The following is an 18,862-nucleotide window of genomic DNA, read 5'->3' on the forward strand; positions in this document are numbered from 1 at the left end:
AACGTTACATGTTAGCGAATACGCGTCTGAATACGCGTATGGTTCGTTCGGTAATCTCCGCCACTTGCTCCGGCGTCGTGCTGAGTGGCAGCCAGTAATAGATCGTATCGCCGAGCGGACGCAGGATTAAGCCCTCATCAAGTCCGGCTTGATAGATCTGATTGCCGATGCGCGTCTCAGACGCAAAAGGCGTTCGGCTTGCCGCATCTTGGTAGAGGTCCATTGCAGCGATCATACCGATCTGACGCACATCGGCCACCTGTGGCAATGATTCGAACGTGCGCAGCTGCAATGACAGCTCAGCCGCTGCGCGATGAGACTGCTCGAGCACGCCTTCTTCTTCGAATAAGCGAAGGCTCTCCAAGGCGACGGCACAAGCGACAGGGTTCCCCGTGAAGCTGTGGCCGTGGAAGAATGTCTTCTGCGTGGCGTAATCATCATAGAACGCCGCATAGACCTCTTCGCGGCAGAGCGTCGCCGCGAGGGGCATGATGCCCGCCGTCAATCCTTTGCTGACGCACAGGATGTCGGGGCTAATGCCCGCGTGCTCGCAGGCGAACATCGTGCCGGTTCGCCCAAACCCTGTGGCCACCTCATCGGCAATGAGGTGGACATCGTACTGCGCGCATAGCTCGCGCAGTCCGGCAAGATAGGCGGCGGGGTAGATCACCATGCCGCCTGCCGCTTGAATCATCGGTTCCACGATGATTCCTGCTAGTGTGTCCGCGCGCTCCTGGAACAGCGCGCGCACGGCTTCCAGCGCGTCCGCCACGAGGGCGGCTTCGCGCTCAGGGGTCCGTCCGCTGCCGAGCACGCGTACGTCCGGGGAAGGGACGCGATGCGCGCCGAAGAGTAGCGGCTTGAACATCGCGTGGTAGAGATCGACGCCGCCTACGCTCACGGCACCGATCGTATCGCCGTGATAGCTGTTCTCCATGAAGACGAAGCCCGTCTTCGCTTTGCGTCCGATCTGCTGCCAATATTGGAAGGACATCTTGATCGCGACTTCCACCGCTGTCGAGCCGTTGTCGGAGTAAAACACTTTGCTGAGTCCTTCCGGCGTAATATGTACCAGCTTCTCGGCGAGTTCGATGCCGGGCTGATGCGTCAGACCACTGAACATGATGTGGTCGAATTGGTCGAGCTGACGCTGGATGGCTGCTTTGATCCGTGGGTTGCCGTGCCCATGTACATTGCACCACCAGGAGGACACCGTGTCGTAGTATGATTTTCCTTCGGCATCGAAGAGTTCGATCCCTTGTGCTCGCGTAATTAATAGATGATCCTGCTCGGCATAATCCTTCATTTGCGTGAAGGGATGCCAGACGTAGGCGCGGTCTTTCGCGAGCAGTTCTTGTTTATGTTGTAAATCCATGTTGGTATAACCTCCTAACCTTTGCAGAACGAATGATGAGTTCATGTTTCAGCTTAATCCTCTGCCCCGATCTTGGCAAGCTTGTGGGGTCAACCATCAAGGAGGGGACTTCGATATATTCCAATAGACTCGTCTTTTTTGCGGATGGGCCGTATCGCCTTGTTGGTTCATGTTGCAAATAGGCATCCCTTGCGCATTCTGATATAATGAGACGCAAGTCATGATGCTGTATTAGAAATCAAGGAGGATCAGCATGATCGTTGGAATGGGTCACGATATTCTGGAAATTGAACGGATTGCGGACATGCGTGAGCGGTCCTCATGGGATCGTTTCTTGCATAAAGTGCTTACGGATGCGGAGCGTAATCTGGCATCAGATCGCGGAGGACGGATCGTTGAGTTCGTGGCAGGCCGGTTCGCGGCGAAGGAAGCCGTCGTCAAAGCGCTTGGCTGCGGGATTGGGGAGAAAGTCGGGTTTACGGATATCGAGATTTTACCGGATGACCATGGGAAGCCGGGCTGTACCCTATCGATGGAGGCATGGAAGAGACTCGTGATGGACAAGCAGGAGTATACGATCCATGTTAGCATTACCCATCAACGGTCGTTAGCCTCAGCCATGGCGATTGTTGAGTATCGGGAGGACACCCAAGCATACGCTTGAGCGCCTGCCCGCCGTCATCGCCTTATTTTTTGGTCGATAACCAGTCTGCCAATTGCTCAATTTCTTGCTGCTCGAGCATTTTTTTGAACGCAGGCATTTTATTGCTGCCCTCTGCAATTTGGGTGACGATCTCTTCCTTCGTCATCTTCGCGCCAACCTTCGTTAAGTTGGTGTCAGGGCCCATCCGGCCGGATAGGTCTGCGGCATGGCAGCTCATACATTTTTGCTTGAACAGCGTCACGGTCGCTTCCGGTCCTTCCACGGTCGCTTCAGTCTTCGCCGAGCCGCCGCTTGAGCCGCATGCGGAGAGGACGAGCAGTGCCGTGCCGAGCATCAGGGCAGCGCCGATCGTGCGTAACTTATGTACTTTCACAGCTTTTCCCTCCATGTATAGATCATACCCTCAGTATAGGCGAGTAGGGTTCCCCCTACAAGACTGCTGAGGAAAATGACACCACTTGTTCATTCTAAATGCAAGTACCTTGTTATAAAAGGAGATTTACGGATTATTATGCAATCATCCATAGAAGCCAAACATTATTTTAGCCGCGAGCTGCTCGCATGGTATAGCTTGTACAAAAGAGATCTGCCATGGCGCCGCCATCGCAACCCTTATTATATTTGGGTCTCCGAGATTATGCTCCAGCAGACCCGCGTCGATACCGTTATCCCTTATTTCCATCGGTTCATCGATCGGTTCCCGACGATTGAAGCGTTGGCCGATGCCCCGGAAGAAGACGTCTTGAAGAGCTGGGAAGGGCTCGGCTATTATTCTCGGGCGCGTAATCTGCAATCTGCCGCGCGTGAAGTGAAGGAGCAGTATGGGGGAATCGTCCCTGACACGAAGAAAGACATCTCCGGACTGAAAGGTGTAGGTCCCTATACCGCGGGAGCTGTGCTTAGCATCGCCTACAATCAACCTGAACCAGCGGTCGATGGCAACGTGATGCGGGTGTTGTCGCGTTATTTCCTTATTGAAGAGGATATTATGAAAGGGAGTACACGCGCCTTCATGGAAGGGCTGGTCATCGAGCTGATCCCGGAAGGGGAGGCGTCGAATTTCAACCAAGCCTTGATGGAGTTAGGGGCGCTTGTCTGTACGCCGAAGTCGCCGCAATGTCTCACATGTCCGGTCATGGCGCATTGCGCAGGACGCATTGCCGGTATGGAGGAATCGCTGCCGGTGAAGACGAAGGCGAAGCCTCCGCGTCCGGAGTATCGTTCCGTTGCGATCATCGAAGGAGCGGGTGAGCATGCAGGCCAAGTGATCGTCCGACAGCGCCCTGCGGAAGGACTGCTCGCGCGGATGTGGGAGCTGCCGCATGTGCTCGCGCCGCAGCAAGCTGCCCTCGGATGTGCTGATGATCCGGTGCAGATGGACATGCTGCGCGGCGCGATGCATGAGGAAGGAATCGCTATGGTACCGGATGACTTCGTCATGGAGGCGGACCATATCTTCAGCCATATCCATTGGCATTTGCGTGTATACCGCTGTACATCGACGTTGCCGGATTTATTCACGCTGCCAACAACCTATCGATATATCGAAGAGAAAGATATGGACGAGTTAGCCTTTCCGAACGTGTTCATTCGCATATTACGCGCTTACTTCAAGGAGCAATCCGTCTTGCGCCAATAAAAAAAGCTCGACCTTCGCGCTAGCGCAGAGGTCGAGCTTTTTGCATTACATGCTTATTTTTTCGCTGCTTCGTAACGTTTGCCAACTTCTTCCCAGTTCACAACGTTCCAGAATGCTGCGATGTAGTCAGGACGTTTGTTTTGGTATTTCAAGTAGTAAGCATGCTCCCATACATCAAGACCAAGAAGCGGAGTTTCGCCGTCCATGATCGGGCTGTCTTGGTTCGGCAAGCTGTATACTTTCAAGTTGCCTTCTTTGGATAGGGCAAGGAATGCCCAGCCGCTGCCGAAACGAGTTGTTGCTGCTTTTGCGAAATCTTCTTTGAACTTGTCGAAGCCGCCAAGCTCGTTATTGATTGCATCAGCAAGTGCGCCAGTTGGAGCGCCGCCAGCGTTTGGTGCGATTGTCTCCCAGAACAAGGAGTGGTTCGCATGACCGCCGCCGTTGTTGCGAACAGCCGTACGGATTGCTTCAGGAACGCTGTTAAGGTCTGCAATCAGATCTTCAACGCTTTTGCTTTGAAGCTCAGGAGCGGACTCCAGTGCTGCGTTCAAGTTCGTTACATACGTGTTATGGTGACGATCGTGGTGGATCATCATTGTTGTCTCGTCGATGTGTGGCTCAAGAGCATTGTTTGCATAAGGTAGTGCTGGTAATTGATGTGCCATCGTTAAATACCCTCCCGTAATATGTAGTTCACTTCTTTATTAAAACCTATTTAACATAATAAATCAACATTTATGTATGTAAAGTCGGATCGAAGTTGTGAACTTCTTCCACCGACATTTTTTTTCGTTTCCATCTAAGCGTGTGTGTGGTGAGGGATGAACCCCTTGGGGCTCTAGAGGATGGGGCGATTTTTGGTATAATTTGAAAGCGCTTAAGTTTAAGCGCTTTCACGAGAAAACGAGAGAATTATTAAGTTAATTGTTGATTTTGTGTTAAAAATAGAAGATTTTCCTCGAATTTTGTTGTATTATAACAATATGTTTTTTCAGGAAGCACCGGGGCAGTACAGTTGAATATAAAGGAGATTGAAGTATGCAAGTTCGTTCCTTTCAGTTGTCGGATTATATGCGTGTGACTCAGCTATTCGAAGAGTCATTGTCGGATTCATGTTACGAGCAGACGATGGAGGCTTTTGCAAGGCAGTTATCTTGGGATAGCGATCTTGTACTGATCTATCAAGAAGACGATGTAATCAAGGGCGCCATTATTGGAACGATTGATAACAATCAAGGCTGTTACTACCGATTGGCCGTTCATCCGGCTTATCGTGGACAAGGTGTCGGCAAATCGCTGATTACTTCGATGCAGCAACGATTCCAGGGACGCAACGTGTCTAAAATTTGCATCGCGGGCGACGAGCATAATGAACCGATTTTACCGCTGTTCGCATCGATGGGGTTTGACGCAACGAATGTTCTTCAAGCATTTCAGAAACTTCGTATTGTAACGGGTTAATTACAGGAATCATCCTTTATGGGGCATATCTTTCGACGCCATTGCAAATGGTGGAAAGATATGCTTTTCTATTACTATGAACAATTTAACGTACACCCCCACATTGATCAAAAGTTTCAAACATAACGGACATTTACATCGGCAGTGGCTTCAGAATTGGCTTGTACCCCAAGAGGTTCTTGATCCTGAACACCAGCGTGAAGGCATGGTGGTACTCATCAATTGTCAGACGCCTATTATGGAAGCCGACGGTAAACAGTGGATGAGCAAAGTTCCCGCGGTTTCTTTTTTTATCCCGGGCGCGTGGTATAACATTGTCGCCTTAATTGAAGAGACGGGTGTGCGCTATTATTGCAATATCGCATCGCCGCCTTATTTGGCTGAAGATGTCGTGACGTATATCGATTACGATTTGGATGTTGTACTTTACGCAAGCGGGCATATAGATATTGTAGACCGTGATGAATATGAGCGACATAAGGCAAGTTATCACTACCCTGAGATTGTGGATCAGAAAGTGGCCATGGGCCTTTCACAGCTGCTCGACCGCATCCAGAATAAGAAGGCTCCTTTTCAAGATGGTCTCGTAGTGTCGTATTACAATGCATGGAGACAACATTTCGCCAAGGAGTAAATTGCCTATGGATAACTCGTTACCGACGGGAAATGAGCCGCCAAAAGAGCAGGCCGAGATGAAGAGCAGATGGAAGCTGATGGTCAGGGATTGGTTCAATGCCTTGATCATCGCGGCTGTGCTCGTGGTGCTGCTGCAGACGTATGTATTCAATTTGTCGAAGGTGAAAGGGGAATCGATGCAGCCCACGCTTCATGATCAGGATCGGTTATTCGTTGATAAAATTGTATACGCCTTCGCGAATCCGAAGCGCGGGGAAGTCGTCATTCTAGAAGATCCTTCACCGGATGTGGGCAGGCAGTTCCTCGTGAAGCGCATCGTTGCGGTCCCTGGGGATGAGGTGGAAATCCGTGAACGCAAGCTGCTCGTGAACGGCGTTGAACAATCGGAGCGCTATACGGATATTTGGATAGAAGATGATAAACCCGTGCATGTGTTTCTAGAGAAGGACGAATATTTCGTGTTGGGGGATAACCGGCATCATGAGAAGAGCAAGGATAGCCGGCGGTTCGGGCCCGTGAAGCGGGATACGATTATTGGGAGGGCGGACTTTATCCTATGGCCCCCCCACAACTTCCGATGGCTTTAGAGGAAGGATTAAAATCTCACTTTGATAACGAAGCAAGACTGAGGGCTAATTCGACGTCGAATCTTGAATTCAACCGAGATTTCCGGTACTCACGTAGGTTTTGCCTACGCTCCGTTTCCTCAATCTCTAGTTTCATCCAACCTTCTCGGTTCTGAAAGCGAAATTTTAATCCCATCATTCATGTGAAAAAATGAAGAATATAACTTCTAATAAAAGAAACAAAGAGGTGAGACAAGTGACGGATTCCAGCAACACCGATGTGCCGGGCAGCGCGCAGCGCTGGGCACAGCTCAAGTCAGACATCCAAGAAGCAGCCACCTCCCTCGGCATCGACAGCATCGGTTTTGCATCGGCGGATCCGTTCACGACCTTAAAGGATCGACTGATTGCCCATCGCGCCAAAGGACATGAATCGGGCTTTGAGGAGAAAGATTTGGACAAGCGTACGACGCCGTCCTTATTGTTCGACCGGCCCAAGTCGATTATCGCGATTGCTGTGGCCTATCCTTCGAAGTTGGTGGACCCGCCGAAGTCGGAGCCTGGCGCCTATCGAGGGATATTGGCGCGCTCGTCCTGGGGACGGGATTACCACCATGTCCTTCGGGACCGCTTGAAGCGCCTTGAGACCTTCATCGCCGAGCGCGTACCGGAAGCCCGAATGGAGAGCATGGTCGATACGGGAGCACTCTCCGACCGGGCCGTCGCGGAACGGGCCGGCATTGGCTGGAGCGCGAAGAACTGCTCGATTATTTCGCCCACGCATGGATCGTGGATCTATCTCGGCGAGATGATTACGAACATCCCGTTCGAGCCGGATACGCCGGTGACGGAAGGGTGCGGGGAATGCACCAAATGCATTGACGCTTGCCCGACGAACGCGCTCGTCGGACCAGGACAGTTGAACGCGCAGCGGTGCATCTCTTTTCTTACGCAGACCAAGGGTGTGCTTAGCGACGAGTTTATGACCAAGATCGGGAATCGTCTCTATGGCTGCGATACTTGTCAGATCGTCTGTCCCGAGAATCGGGGCAAGAACTGGACGCAGCATCCGGAGATTCAGCCAGACCCCGAGATTGTGAAGCCGTTGCTCATTCCGTTGCTCTCGATGAGCAACAAGGAGTATAAGGCGAAGTACGGCGAGAATTCTTCCTCTTGGCGAGGGAAGAAGCCGATTCAGCGGAATGCGATCATCGCACTCGGGAATTTCAAGGATGTGACAGCCGTTCCGCATTTGCATGCGTTAATGAAGGAAGATCCGAGACCGGAGCTCCGCGTGACGGCAGCTTGGGCACTTGGGAAGATCGGAGGACAAGCATCGATGGACGTATTAGAAGATATGCTGTACCGCGAAGCGGACCACGATGTGATTGCAGCGATTCAGGAAGCGAGAATTAAGCTTGGGATGCATACGACCCCATTACTGTATACGGAGATGGATTCGCCGATCGGTCCGCTCACGTTAGTTCGTTCGATGCAAGGACTGTGCCGCATCGAGTTCGGCGCATTTGAAGAGCAAGAAACGTCCATTCAGGCCTGGGCGAGTCGGTGGTATGCAGAGCCGGAGCTTGTTCGCAATCATGCTGCGATGAAGGAGATCGTGATGCAGCTTCAACAATTTTTTGCAGGGGAGCGTAAGTCGTTCGATCTCCCGCTCGATATGCAGGGAACACCGTTCCAACTGCAAGTGTGGCAGGCCTTAACCGAGGTGCCTTATGGTGAGACGTGGTCCTACAAGCAGATTGCTGAGTGGATCGGCCAGCCGACAGCCGTTCGAGCGGTGGGCGGCGCGAATAATAAGAACCCGGTATCGGTCATTGTGCCTTGCCACAGGGTGATTGGCATGAATGGCAAACTGGTCGGGTACGGCGGCGGATTGGACAAGAAGCAGATCCTGCTCGCGCTGGAGCAGCAGAATACAGATTTACCGTTTGTCAGTCCATAGTGGACATGCTATGATATGTGCAAACATGCATCTGATCAAGGCTTGTCAGAGGTTATAGCGGGCCTTGGGATGTTACTAAATAGATGAGGAGAATTATCGAATGAATGTTGTTATTCCAATTGTGACACTAATCGTGGGGCTGATTCTTGGGTTTATTATCGGCGTATTCTACTTGCGCAGACAATTGACGAAGATGCAGAGCGACCCGCAAATGCTTCAGAAGATGGCGAAGCAAATGGGCTATAACTTGAATAACAAGCAAATGCAGCAAGCGCAGCAAATGATGAAGGGTCAGCAAGGCAAAGGCGGACGTAAATTTAAGTAAGCTAGAAAGTAGGGTGCATCTTGTCAGGAGTTAAGGATTATGTGAATGAGAACGTGGAGCAGAACCGCGAGAAGATCGAATACCATGTGCAGCAGATCCTGAAATTGATCGGCGAGGACGCCGAACGGGAAGGGCTTCTGGAGACGCCGGCTCGAGTTGCTCGGATGTATGAGGAGATTTTTGCAGGGTATGCCGTCGATCCGCGTGAAGTGCTCGGCGTGACATTCGATGAGCAGCATGAAGAGCTTGTCATTGTCAAAGATATCGTCTACTACAGTCAGTGTGAACATCATATGGCGCCTTTCTTCGGGAAGATCCATATCGGTTATATCCCAAGCGGGAAAATTGCAGGACTCAGCAAGCTTGCACGTCTTGTCGAGGCGATCACGCGTCGATTGCAGGTGCAGGAGCGGATCACATCCGAGATCGCTGATATTATGGAAGAAGTGCTTAAGCCGCACGGCGTCATGGTTGTCGTGGAAGGCGAGCATTTGTGCATGTGCGCGAGAGGCGTGAAGAAGCCAGGCAGCAAGACGGTAACGTCCGGTGTCCGCGGGAGCTTCCGTCGCAGCTCAACACTGCGCAACGAATTTTTATCGTTAATCAAATCATAGGGATGATCTTCGAGAAATCGCTCGTAAAGCTCTTACATAGAGGCTTTGCGGGCGTTTTTTGTGTTTAAGGCATGTCGCGTTAGAATCTGATGCGCGATGATAACATCGCTTCATATGACCGTCGGGTGAACTTCCTGACGGTTTTTCGTCTTGAGCGGTATAGAACCGCTGGATGAGCAATAAAGTGATAAGAAGAGTTGTGACGATGCATCGTGAAAAGGAGTGGCTGCAAATGCTGCACATTGTTGCTTGTGTCAAACAAGTACCTGACACGAAAATTATCAAAATGAACCCGAAGACCAACACCATGGATCGGGCAAGTGCGCCTGCGATTCTCAATCCCTATGATGCGCACGCGGTGGAGGAAGCCGTCCGCCTAAAGGCGAGGTATGGCGGGAAAGTATCTGTCGTGACGATGGGGCCGCCGCCGGCGGTCAAAGCGATTCGCAAATGCATTGAGATTGGGGCAGACGAGGGGTATCTCATTACAGATCGTGCCTTCGCCGGGGCAGATACCTTGGCAACCAGCTACTCGCTGACCAAGGCGATCGAGAAGATCGGTACCCTGCAGCCGATTGACCTGATTATTTGCGGTAAAATGACAATTGATGGGGATACCGGACAGGTTGGCCCCGGGATTGCGCGACGCTTGGATATCCCGCCGTTAACGAGCGTGAATAAGGTCGTGGAAATCGATCGTGTTGCAGGTCAAGCGATCGTCCATCGGAAGCTGGAGGACGGGTATGAGGTCATTCAGACGACATTGCCTTGTCTGTTATCGGTGGAGAAGGAAATCAACGACATTCCGTATTCGACTTTACCGAATATGATGCGTGCCGCACGGTATCAACCCGTGATCTGGTCCGTTGAAGATTTGGGGATCGTGGATCGGACCAAGCTCGGGCTGAAAGGCTCGCCGACGATCGTCGCCAAGGTATGGCCGCCAGAGAAACCGAAGGGCGGCGAGATGCTGCAAGGAAGCAGTGAGGAACAGGTGAATGGACTTATCGGCATCCTGATGCAAAAGAAGGAATTGTTCCATAAATCGAGCGCCACAGCGGAAGGAGGCGTGCAATGAATATTGAAGATTATCGTGGCATATGGGTGTTTCTTGAACATAAAGAAGGAGCGATTGTCCCGGTCTCCCTTGAATTGCTCGGCGCGGGAAGGCGACTTGCGGACAAACGCGGTGTTCCTTTATCCGGGATTTTGATTGGCGATGGGGTGAAGGCGCTGGCGTCCGAGGCGGTTGCTTATGGAGCGGAGACGGTCTATGTGTATGATGCGCCGATCTTCCATTACTACCGAACCGAATCGTATATGAGGGCGGTTATTGCTTGCGTGGAGAAGTATAAGCCGGAAATTTTCCTCTATGGCGCAACGTCGACAGGCAAGGACTTGGCAAGCGCGGTAGCGACAGACCTCGCAACGGGCCTCACGGCCGATACGACGATGCTCGATGTCGATGCCGAGACGGGACTGCTGGAGGCGAGCCGACCAGCATTCGGCGGCAATATTATGGCGACGATTCTGTGTAAGAAAGACCGCCCGCAGATGGCGACCGTACGTCCGAAGGTGGTGAGGGCGCTGGATCGGGATCCCGGACGGACGGGAGAGATCATCGAGGAGCCTGTAGATTTGCGGGAGGAGGATATTCGAACGAAGGTGCTAGATATCGTCCGGCATGCGGTGAAGAAGGTTCGGCTTGATGAAGCGGATATTATCGTCGCGGGCGGCAAAGGGCTAGGCGGTCGGGCCGGCTTCGAGATGATCGACGCGTTCGCGAGGCGGATCGGCGCTTCGGTGGGCGGCAGCCGGGATGCGGTCGAGGCAGGGTGGATTGAGCATGCACGGCAAGTGGGACAGACGGGGGTCACGGTGACGCCGAAAATTTATTTTGCGATCGGCATATCAGGAGCGATTCAACATTTGGTCGGGATGCAGAATTCCGGGTTAATTATCGCGATAAACAAGGATCCGAACGCTGCTATTTTCGGAGCTTGCCATTATGGCATCGTAGGGGATGCTTTCGAGATTGTGCCGATGCTAACGGAAGCTTTCGATCAAGCGCTGCGAGAAGAGGTGGAACATGGCTGAGAAATTTGATGTAATCGTCGTCGGCGCCGGTCCAGCGGGGACCGCATGTGCATATACTTTAGCGAAGCAAGGTGTAAGCGTTTTACTCTTGGAGAGGGGGGAATATCCCGGATCGAAGAATGTCATGGGCGGTGTGCTCTATCGGAAAATGATGGAGGATATCATCCCAGGTTTCTATAAGGAAGCCCCTGTCGAACGGCCGATTGTTGAGCAGCGGTTTATGATGCTGGATAAGGAATCCGCCGCAACGTTCAGCTACAAAGGAATGGAGTGGGGCAAGGAGCCTTACAACAACTTCACGGTGCTCCGTGCCAAGTTCGATCAATGGTTCGCAGATCAAGCCGTAGCGCAGGGTGCGCTGCTCATTAATGAGACGGTAGCGCTTGAATGCATCGTGAAGGAGGGTAAAGTTGTCGGCGTCCGGACGGATCGGCCGGAGGGAGATATCTATGCGGATGTTGTCGTCCTCGCAGATGGGGTCAATTCGCTCCTCGCAAAGTCCCTCGGGTTCCATAAGGAATTCAAGCCCGATGAAGTAGCGCTGGCCGTGATGGAAGTGCTGAAGCTCGATAAGAAGATTATCGAAGACCGCTTCAATCTGGAAGGTGATCAGGGCTGTACGATTGAGATTTTTGGCGACTCGACCAAGGGGATCCTCGGTACAGCATGGCTCTACACGAACAAGGATAGTCTCAATATCGGTGTCGGCACGATGCTCTCCGGACTTATCAAGCATAAGCTAAAGCCTTACGAACTGCTGGAATACGTGAAAACGCACCCGATGATACGTCCTTACATTCAAGGTACGGAGCAGCAGGAGTACTTGGCACATCTCATTCCAGAGGGCGGATACCGATCCATGCCGAAAATCGTCGGGGATGGCGTCGTTGTCGTGGGTGATGCGGCGCAGATGGTCAATGCGATCCATCGGGAAGGGTCTAACATGGCCATGACCTCGGGGGTGATTGCAGCTGAGACGATTATCGAAGCGCGGTCGACAGGCGATTTCTCCGAGAAATCGCTGGATATTTATCGTCAGCGACTAATGGAGTCCTTTGTTGGCGAGGATCTGAAGAAATACAAGGATGCGACGCATCATTTCGAGAAATACCCGCATTATTTTGAACAATATATCCCGATGATCAATCGTGCGGCGAGCCAGATGTTTACCGTCGATGGAACCTCGAAGCGGGAGAAGCAGCGGAAGATCTGGCAAGGCATCGGTACTGCATCGGATAAATTCAAAATTGCTCGTGACTTGTTTCAAGCTTGGAGGGTGATGAAATGAGTAATGGAACGAAAGGGCAATCGATTGAAGAGAAGCAATATTTGATCCGATTCAAGGCCGACACCAATTCACACCTGCATGTGCTGGATTACGATACGTGCGCAACGAAATGTCCGGATAAAATTTGTACGATCTTCTGCCCTGCGGAAGTGTATAAGTGGGAAGAGATTCGGATGCACGTTGGCTATGAAGGTTGTCATGAATGCGGCAGCTGCCGGATCGGATGCCCACATGAGAATATCAAATGGGAGTACCCTAAAGGTGGTCACGGGATCATCTTCCGGTTAGGGTGAGCGCCATGTTCCGGGTCGGGGATCGTGTTGTATTCGTGACGGACGGGACAGTAGGGATTGTGATGGGGATCGATGAAGATCGATGTCAGGTGATTTGGGAGGATTTCTTCGCAAGCTGGGAGAAGATAGAGCTCTTGCGTAAAGAAGATCCGAAGACGATGTAGGGGATAACGAATAATACGGTGAACACAAAGAGCTGACCTCGTGGTCAGCTCTAACTGTCATGTTCTTGGTTATCTCCGAGCAGGCAGATGCTGATGGATAATAACGAGATTCGTTTCTTTTTCATCGAATATTATTCCTCTCTTTGGGATGCGTATAGCAATTCTACGCCATACTATTGTATTAGATTTGCTATAAATTTACATCCCTTTCCACATTGGAGGAATCGATTCAAGCATGCAATTATCAGAGATGAATCCTACACGTCCTTGGCCATTGCCGGCAGCGCCGTGGATAATGTCGCAGCAATGGCGTGATCTAACCTTCATTCATTATGCGATGGAGCCGGGTGTATTGTCCCCGTTCATCCCGCGTGGGCTTGAATTAGATACTTATCAAGAGCAAGCATGGCTTAGCGTCGTCGTGCTTCGGGTGCATCATCTTCGAATGCGGTTCATGCCGCCGATCCCGAGTATGCTGGATTTCAATCAGATCAACCTTCGAACCTATGTCCGTTCCTGCGAAGGCAAACCCGGCGTCTATTTTTTGCGTATTGGCGCCACGAGCCGGCTTGCGGTGTTCGGCGCCTCGACCGTCATGCATTTACCGTTCGTGCACGTGGACCTTCAGATAGATCCCATGCATTCAGAGATGCACCCTTCAAGGCATCCATCGGTCCAACATGTCGATTGTCGATTTTCGGACCGCACGACGCTGCAATTCCATACGATGCTGGACTCGAGTTCGTTTCCTGCGAACGCCAATCCATTAACGAAGTGGCTTACCGAGCGATACTGTCAATATAGTGATGCCTTACGTCCCGATCCGCTTCAAGCACAGGACACAGCGAGCAGCAAGCTGCTCATTACAGACATTCAGCACCCGCCATGGTCCGTTCAGACCGTAAAGGTAACCATGGAACAGAACTCGCTGCTTCAACCCGATGGAATTCTACTGCCATCTTCACCGCATCTCGCGACGTATACGGACAAGCTGCAAGCGTATGTTTGGTGGCAGCGGCCTGTGAGAGCTTAAGACTGAATGTTCGGATGAACGAACAGAACCCGCGCGGCTGCATGCTGCACGGGTTCTCGTCATGCCGTTCACCACGGCTGCCATCTTAATTGTCTAGCTTGCTTGTAGCGAGCTGCTACGGCAGGCCAATAGACGACGTTCCACCAGTTATCGATGTACTTGCGACGGTTGTTCTGGTACGTCAAATAATACGCATGCTCCCAGACATCAAGCGGGAGGAGGGGGATGTTATCCCACTGTGACAAGTTCTGGTGCTTCTCCGCTTGCAGAATCTGTGTACGGCCGCTGCGAGGGCTCCAGACGAGAATCGCCCAGCCGCCGCCTTCAACCTTCTCGGCTGCAGCACTGAATTGGGCCTTGAATTGATCAAAACTGCCATAATCCTGTATAATCTGCTCCGCTAAGTCGCCTTCAGGCTTCCCGCCGCCTTCCGGATTCATGATGTCCCAGAAAAGGGTATGTAGATCATGTCCAGCCCCATTAAAGGCTAATTCGCCTGCCCAATATTTAATGAGGTCGTAGTTCCCGTCTTCTCTTGCATTGGCGAGAGCGAGTTCCGCGGCATTCAGACCTGTGACATACGCCTGATGATGCTTATCATGATGGATTCGCATGGTTGTCTCATCGATATAAGGCTCCAGTGCGTCATAAGGGTAGGAGAGAGGAGGCAGTTGATGACCACCGATAGGAACGGGTTCATGCTGCTTTGGGGAGAGCATGTCAGACCATGTCTTGATCCGATAGTCCTCGGGATCGAAGGAAGATTGCTCTAGGTATGAGGGGGCAGCGATTCCTGGATGAACCATCGGTTGCGCCGTTTGGATGAAAGACTCGGATTGCTCAATGATCCGGCGCAGGGTCTGCTGAGCTGGAATATTGCGCTGAATCGCAGGACTTGCGGCCATCACTTCTCGGAGCTGGGTGACCCACGCCAGCGAGTGGGCAAGGGACGCGTTCAATAGATGATCGACTTGCTCTTGCAGTTCAGGGGCGAAAGGCCGATCGGTATGGCGGAAGGGATGGATATAGAATTGTGTGTAGTGAATGGTTCGATGAACGAGCCGTTCCCATTCGTTCAGCCAAGCAATATATTGCGGCTCAAGTGCTGGAAGCACGGAAGGAATGAAGGCCATGTTCTCTTTTTCTTGTCGTTTCCATTGCAGGATTTCTTCGAGTACGCGTGCGGGCATAAGCGTACCATATACAAACAGCATGTCATAAGCACCTCCCTTAAAGTGCGTGTTCAAAAAGTCGGCATTTTCAGCACCGAGAAGGTTGCGAGAACCTGAAGCCATGCTTCCGTAGCGAGTTTTTCTTCGAAAAACTTGTAGGAGGAACGGAGTTTAGGCGAAACCTAAAAGAGTACCTGAAATGTTTCCAAAGGAAACATACTCCGTAAGCATACGCTATTCAAAGGTGAACGCAAGATTCGATGCCGATTATGCTATCTTGGATGATTTCGTGATCCAATGATGACTTTTTGAACAACCTCCTAGAACATCTCTATTCAAGATATTCTAGGTGAGGGTAGCCTATGCCATGCTGTTTGGGTAGATTCTAAGATTAAGATACGGCGTTTAGGAAGGAAGCGGTTCGCTTCAAATATTCTTTGGGATGCTGCCGGTAGATCATTTCATGCAAGGCGCCATTCGAGATCCATACCTCGGAATTCAGATTGCTCTGCTTCGCTGCGAGTTCTTCTGCAATCGGATAAGGAGCCTTCTCATCATTGGTTCCATGAATGAAGAAAATAGGCATCTCATAGTTATGGCTCTTCACAGCTTCGTATGGGATTTGCTGTAAGCTCGTGCCGTTGATGATCGGGAATAAGGAACGCAGGATCGGCAGTGAGACATCACGAGGCAGCTTCATATGTTGGCTGATATTATGATACAGCGTATCCGGCTCGAGCAGAAACGTGCTGTCCAAGATCATGGCATCGATGTCGTCCGTCTTCAGCGCCGCTTGCAAAGCTGTGCCGGCGCCCATGGAGAAGCCCCATACGACAATTTCCTTCGACCCGCGCTCTTTGGCGTATTGAATGGCGCCGAGTAGTTGCTCACTCTCGATGGCGCCGCCTGTTGCGGCGAGTTTATGCGTCTTCGAAGCGAAACCGTAATCGAACATGACGACGTTGTAATTCAAACGGTGCGCGAATTGTGCGAGATCGTACATTGGTACCCACAGCTCTTCGCGGTTCGCGCCATAGCCATGGCTGAATACGATGGTCTTCTGCGAGTTCGCAGCGGGGATATACCAGCCCTCTAAGTTCGTGCTGTTATCTAATGCAGGGAATGTAATATTCTCGTAATGCAGACGTTTGGCTTGATAGGGATTCGACGTGATGTCTGCAACGGTAGGATTGGACAGCACCCATGCAATATAGCCATGCAATGCTAGAAAAGCAAAGACGAGGAGCGTGACAAGTGATAGAGTAAGTGCGATCATGACATGTCTTAGACGCAGACGACGATAAGGTATCGCAGGTGAAACGGGCTGTAAAATATCGCCTTGTAGTACAGGTTCAGTCCATGTGGATGTCGTCATAGCGTATACCTCCTCTAAAATCTTAGATGTGAAAGTTAAAATCAGGTTCAAAAAGTTGCCTTATCAGCACCTGAAAGTTTCCAGAGGAAACTGCTTCGAAAGCGTATGCTTAGGTTGCGAGAACCTGAAGAAGGAGGAACGGAGTTTAGGCGAAACCTAAATGAGTACCGGATTTCGAAGGTGAACGCAAGATTCGATGTTGATTATGCTTCTTGAATGACTTCGTGATCAAATGATGACTTTTTGAACTACCGCTAATAGAGATCTATGAAAGCGTTTTATAATTGTATGGTAGTTCTATCGTATGATGAGATAGGTCTAGGGTCAATGGGTGGTCGTAATTTGTAAGGTCCTTGTAATCTACCTGTAACAGAGGCAATCTCAGCTTTACGTGAGCGTAGATTTTCGTTATACTGGATGTAACTAAGTTTCATTCTATGAAACTATTTTTAAGGGGGAATCCTCTCTTGGAAGAACGTAAATTAACGGTTCGAGCCGTCGAGCGGGCTTTAGATATACTGATTTGCTTTACATCGGACACGGATTTGGGCCTGACGGAAATCTCCAGCAAGATCGGGTTACATAAGAGTACCGTGCATCGGTTGCTGACCACACTGGAGGAGAAGGGGTTTGTTATCCGCAATCAAGCGACAGAGAAATACCGATTGGGTATGCGCGTCTGGGAGCTGACAGCGAACCTGTCGCAAGAGGATGACCCTGCGAGTATCCTCCTGCCGGAAATGGAGCGGCTGCGTGATCTCATCGGTGAGACGATCAGCCTGTACCTGCGTGATGGCAAGGAGCGAATTCGGATTCAAGCCGTACAGAGTAATCATGCGATTCGCCGGGTAGCTCCGGTGGGCATGCGTGCGCCGCTATCGGTAGGGGCATCGAGTAAAGTATTGATCGCATATGCGAATGAGGACATTCAAGCTGAATTGATCCAGTCGTTAGACTGGGCGTCAGAGTCCGAGAAGGAGCATTATATTCGCCAATTATCGGAGATCAGGGAGCAGGGCTATGCGACAAGCTTTGAAGAGCGTGAATCTGGTGCTGCAGCCCTATCTGCGCCAATATTCGACAGATCCCACCACTTGGCGGCGGCTTTGTCCGTCTCCGGACCTGTGAACCGTTTCTCGCTTCAGGCGATGCAGGATCAAGCACCGCTTGTGATTGAAGCAGCGAAGCGGATGGGGAAGATGTTACGATAAGAAGAAGCTATTACACGGCATCAAAAAAGAGCCAATATCATTGCAGTATAGACTGCATGGTATCGGCTCTTTTTTGCCTTGCAAGGTTCACATCCATTTTTCGCCCCAGGATTGAATTTTCTCAATAACGGGTTCTAGATCTCTACCTTTGTCCGTTAGGTCATATTCGATGCGAACCGGGGTCTCCGGATAGACATTTCGGACGAGAATGCCGCAGTTCTCCAGCTCCTTGATCCGATCCGTCAGCATTTTATCGCTCATTTCCGGAATTTGTTCTTTAATCTCTTTAAATCTGCGTGGACCGCCTAACAGTACGCGAATGATTAGACCTGTCCAGCGTTTGCCAAGCAGCTCAGAAGCGTGCTCGTATTTAGGACACATTTTAGAGTAATCCATTGTAACACCTCTTTTCCGGGCAAATGCAATATGCAATGTCCTTGCAATAATTTTAGCATATCTATTCTAAGAAAAATAGGTTATTTAAAAATTATTTTTAGTTGCTTGACAAAAGTTAGTTGATGAGTGTATATTAATAAAAGTTAGTAACAAACAAAAAATAAGTGTTAAGGGGAGAGTTACAATGTTAGACGCAGGTATTCTTATTATTCGCTTGGTGATCGGACTTTTATTTATCGGTCATGGCGCTCAGAAATTATTCGGGATGTTCGGGGGACACGGACTACGCGGTACAGCAGGATGGCTAGAATCCATCGGGATGAAGCCGGGCATGCTCATGGCCTTCATGGCAGGTGCTGGTGAGTTGGTAGGCGGATTATTATTCGCATCAGGTATCTGGTTAACGATCGGTGCTGCACTCATCGTCATCACGATGCTGGTATCCATCGTTACCGTACACGGCAAGAATGGTCTATGGATTACTGCAGGCGGTTATGAATATAATCTGGTTCTTATCGCCGTAGCTGTAGGTATCGCCTTCATCGGCGGCGGGCAATATACATTGATGAACTAATGGAATAGAAGTG

22 protein-coding genes are annotated in these 18,862 nt (G+C 50.8%); 16 read left to right on the forward strand and 6 right to left on the reverse strand.

The genetic code is table 11. The features are described 5' to 3' along the window. Positions 1 to 4 precede the first annotated feature (4 nt). On the reverse strand, positions 5 to 1,375 hold the full coding sequence (gene bioA / locus GCU39_RS27945) for an adenosylmethionine--8-amino-7-oxononanoate transaminase (RefSeq protein ID WP_152396470.1): 1,371 nt from the start codon (positions 1,373 to 1,375) through the stop codon (positions 5 to 7). A 253-nt stretch (positions 1,376 to 1,628) separates the two neighbouring features. On the opposite strand from bioA, the gene acpS reads away from it, so the two are divergent. Then, the gene (acpS, locus tag GCU39_RS27950; RefSeq protein ID WP_152396471.1) at positions 1,629 to 2,039 is read left to right on the forward strand and encodes a holo-ACP synthase; all 411 of its coding nucleotides are present in this window, start codon (positions 1,629 to 1,631) and stop codon (positions 2,037 to 2,039) included. A gap of 22 nt (positions 2,040 to 2,061) precedes the next feature. Here the strand turns inward: acpS and GCU39_RS27955 are convergent, their stop codons facing one another. Continuing rightward, on the reverse strand, positions 2,062 to 2,412 hold the full coding sequence (locus GCU39_RS27955) for a c-type cytochrome (RefSeq protein ID WP_227793362.1): 351 nt from the start codon (positions 2,410 to 2,412) through the stop codon (positions 2,062 to 2,064). 138 nt (positions 2,413 to 2,550) lie between these two features. Between GCU39_RS27955 and mutY the strand changes: the two genes are divergently transcribed. Beyond that, positions 2,551 to 3,678, forward strand: a complete 1,128-nt coding sequence (mutY, locus tag GCU39_RS27960; protein ID WP_152396473.1) for an A/G-specific adenine glycosylase — start codon at positions 2,551 to 2,553, stop codon at positions 3,676 to 3,678. Positions 3,679 to 3,731: 53 nt separating this feature from the next. Here the strand turns inward: mutY and GCU39_RS27965 are convergent, their stop codons facing one another. Then, positions 3,732 to 4,346: a superoxide dismutase gene (locus GCU39_RS27965; protein WP_152396474.1), complete on the reverse strand. Its 615-nt coding sequence runs from the start codon at positions 4,344 to 4,346 to the stop codon at positions 3,732 to 3,734. Positions 4,347 to 4,719: 373 nt separating this feature from the next. Between GCU39_RS27965 and GCU39_RS27970 the strand changes: the two genes are divergently transcribed. From GCU39_RS27970 to GCU39_RS28020, 12 genes are all read left to right on the forward strand, one after another. Beyond that, positions 4,720 to 5,142, forward strand: a complete 423-nt coding sequence (locus tag GCU39_RS27970) for a GNAT family N-acetyltransferase (RefSeq protein ID WP_152396475.1) — start codon at positions 4,720 to 4,722, stop codon at positions 5,140 to 5,142. Positions 5,143 to 5,218: 76 nt separating this feature from the next. Next, positions 5,219 to 5,776: a DUF402 domain-containing protein gene (locus tag GCU39_RS27975; protein WP_152396476.1), complete on the forward strand. Its 558-nt coding sequence runs from the start codon at positions 5,219 to 5,221 to the stop codon at positions 5,774 to 5,776. A gap of 7 nt (positions 5,777 to 5,783) precedes the next feature. Continuing rightward, on the forward strand, positions 5,784 to 6,365 hold the full coding sequence (gene lepB / locus GCU39_RS27980) for a signal peptidase I (RefSeq protein WP_152396477.1): 582 nt from the start codon (positions 5,784 to 5,786) through the stop codon (positions 6,363 to 6,365). A 235-nt stretch (positions 6,366 to 6,600) separates the two neighbouring features. Continuing rightward, complete coding sequence (gene queG / locus GCU39_RS27985) at positions 6,601 to 8,307, forward strand: tRNA epoxyqueuosine(34) reductase QueG (RefSeq protein WP_193726659.1); 1,707 nt, start codon at positions 6,601 to 6,603, stop codon at positions 8,305 to 8,307. 100 nt (positions 8,308 to 8,407) lie between these two features. Continuing rightward, positions 8,408 to 8,632 (forward strand): YneF family protein, encoded by a 225-nt coding sequence (locus GCU39_RS27990; RefSeq protein ID WP_152396479.1) that lies wholly within the window; start codon positions 8,408 to 8,410, stop codon positions 8,630 to 8,632. A gap of 20 nt (positions 8,633 to 8,652) precedes the next feature. After that, the gene (folE, locus tag GCU39_RS27995) at positions 8,653 to 9,246 is read left to right on the forward strand and encodes a GTP cyclohydrolase I FolE (protein ID WP_152396480.1); all 594 of its coding nucleotides are present in this window, start codon (positions 8,653 to 8,655) and stop codon (positions 9,244 to 9,246) included. Positions 9,247 to 9,478: 232 nt separating this feature from the next. Beyond that, entirely contained in the window at positions 9,479 to 10,324 is an 846-nt protein-coding gene (locus tag GCU39_RS28000; RefSeq protein WP_152397468.1) for an electron transfer flavoprotein subunit beta/FixA family protein, read from the forward strand. Beyond that, complete coding sequence (locus GCU39_RS28005; protein ID WP_152396481.1) at positions 10,321 to 11,343, forward strand: electron transfer flavoprotein subunit alpha/FixB family protein; 1,023 nt, start codon at positions 10,321 to 10,323, stop codon at positions 11,341 to 11,343. Before GCU39_RS28000 ends, GCU39_RS28005 begins: the two co-directional genes overlap by 4 nt. Then, a complete protein-coding gene (locus GCU39_RS28010) occupies positions 11,336 to 12,631 on the forward strand; it encodes an FAD-dependent oxidoreductase (RefSeq protein WP_152396482.1) in 1,296 nt (431 codons plus the stop codon). The genes GCU39_RS28005 and GCU39_RS28010 overlap by 8 nt, the downstream gene beginning before the upstream one ends. Further along, positions 12,628 to 12,924, forward strand: a complete 297-nt coding sequence (locus tag GCU39_RS28015; RefSeq protein ID WP_152396483.1) for a ferredoxin family protein — start codon at positions 12,628 to 12,630, stop codon at positions 12,922 to 12,924. Before GCU39_RS28010 ends, GCU39_RS28015 begins: the two co-directional genes overlap by 4 nt. Positions 12,925 to 12,929: 5 nt before the next feature. Next, a complete protein-coding gene (locus tag GCU39_RS31680; protein ID WP_193726660.1) occupies positions 12,930 to 13,088 on the forward strand; it encodes a hypothetical protein in 159 nt (52 codons plus the stop codon). A 235-nt stretch (positions 13,089 to 13,323) separates the two neighbouring features. Next, positions 13,324 to 14,121 carry a YqjF family protein gene (locus GCU39_RS28020; protein WP_152396484.1) on the forward strand — a complete coding sequence of 266 codons (798 nt, stop codon included), beginning with the start codon at positions 13,324 to 13,326 and terminating at the stop codon, positions 14,119 to 14,121. Between the two features lie 68 nt (positions 14,122 to 14,189). Here GCU39_RS28020 and GCU39_RS28025 read toward each other — a convergent pair whose 3' ends face one another. Both GCU39_RS28025 and GCU39_RS28030 read right to left on the reverse strand, forming a co-directional pair. After that, positions 14,190 to 15,335 carry a Fe-Mn family superoxide dismutase gene (locus GCU39_RS28025; RefSeq protein ID WP_152396485.1) on the reverse strand — a complete coding sequence of 382 codons (1,146 nt, stop codon included), beginning with the start codon at positions 15,333 to 15,335 and terminating at the stop codon, positions 14,190 to 14,192. A gap of 349 nt (positions 15,336 to 15,684) precedes the next feature. Then, the gene (locus GCU39_RS28030; protein WP_152396486.1) at positions 15,685 to 16,668 is read right to left on the reverse strand and encodes an alpha/beta hydrolase; all 984 of its coding nucleotides are present in this window, start codon (positions 16,666 to 16,668) and stop codon (positions 15,685 to 15,687) included. Between the two features lie 467 nt (positions 16,669 to 17,135). On the opposite strand from GCU39_RS28030, the gene GCU39_RS28035 reads away from it, so the two are divergent. After that, the gene (locus tag GCU39_RS28035; RefSeq protein ID WP_152396487.1) at positions 17,136 to 17,879 is read left to right on the forward strand and encodes an IclR family transcriptional regulator; all 744 of its coding nucleotides are present in this window, start codon (positions 17,136 to 17,138) and stop codon (positions 17,877 to 17,879) included. 87 nt (positions 17,880 to 17,966) lie between these two features. On the opposite strand, the gene GCU39_RS28040 is transcribed toward GCU39_RS28035, so the two are convergent. Next, positions 17,967 to 18,275, reverse strand: a complete 309-nt coding sequence (locus GCU39_RS28040) for a winged helix-turn-helix transcriptional regulator (RefSeq protein WP_152396488.1) — start codon at positions 18,273 to 18,275, stop codon at positions 17,967 to 17,969. 184 nt (positions 18,276 to 18,459) lie between these two features. On the opposite strand from GCU39_RS28040, the gene GCU39_RS28045 reads away from it, so the two are divergent. Then, positions 18,460 to 18,849, forward strand: coding sequence for a DoxX family protein (locus GCU39_RS28045; protein ID WP_152396489.1), 390 nt, complete (start codon positions 18,460 to 18,462; stop codon positions 18,847 to 18,849). Positions 18,850 to 18,862 lie beyond the last annotated feature (13 nt).

It is taken from the genome of Paenibacillus guangzhouensis (genome assembly GCF_009363075.1).
Lineage (GTDB): Bacteria > Bacillota > Bacilli > Paenibacillales > Paenibacillaceae > Paenibacillus_K > Paenibacillus_K guangzhouensis.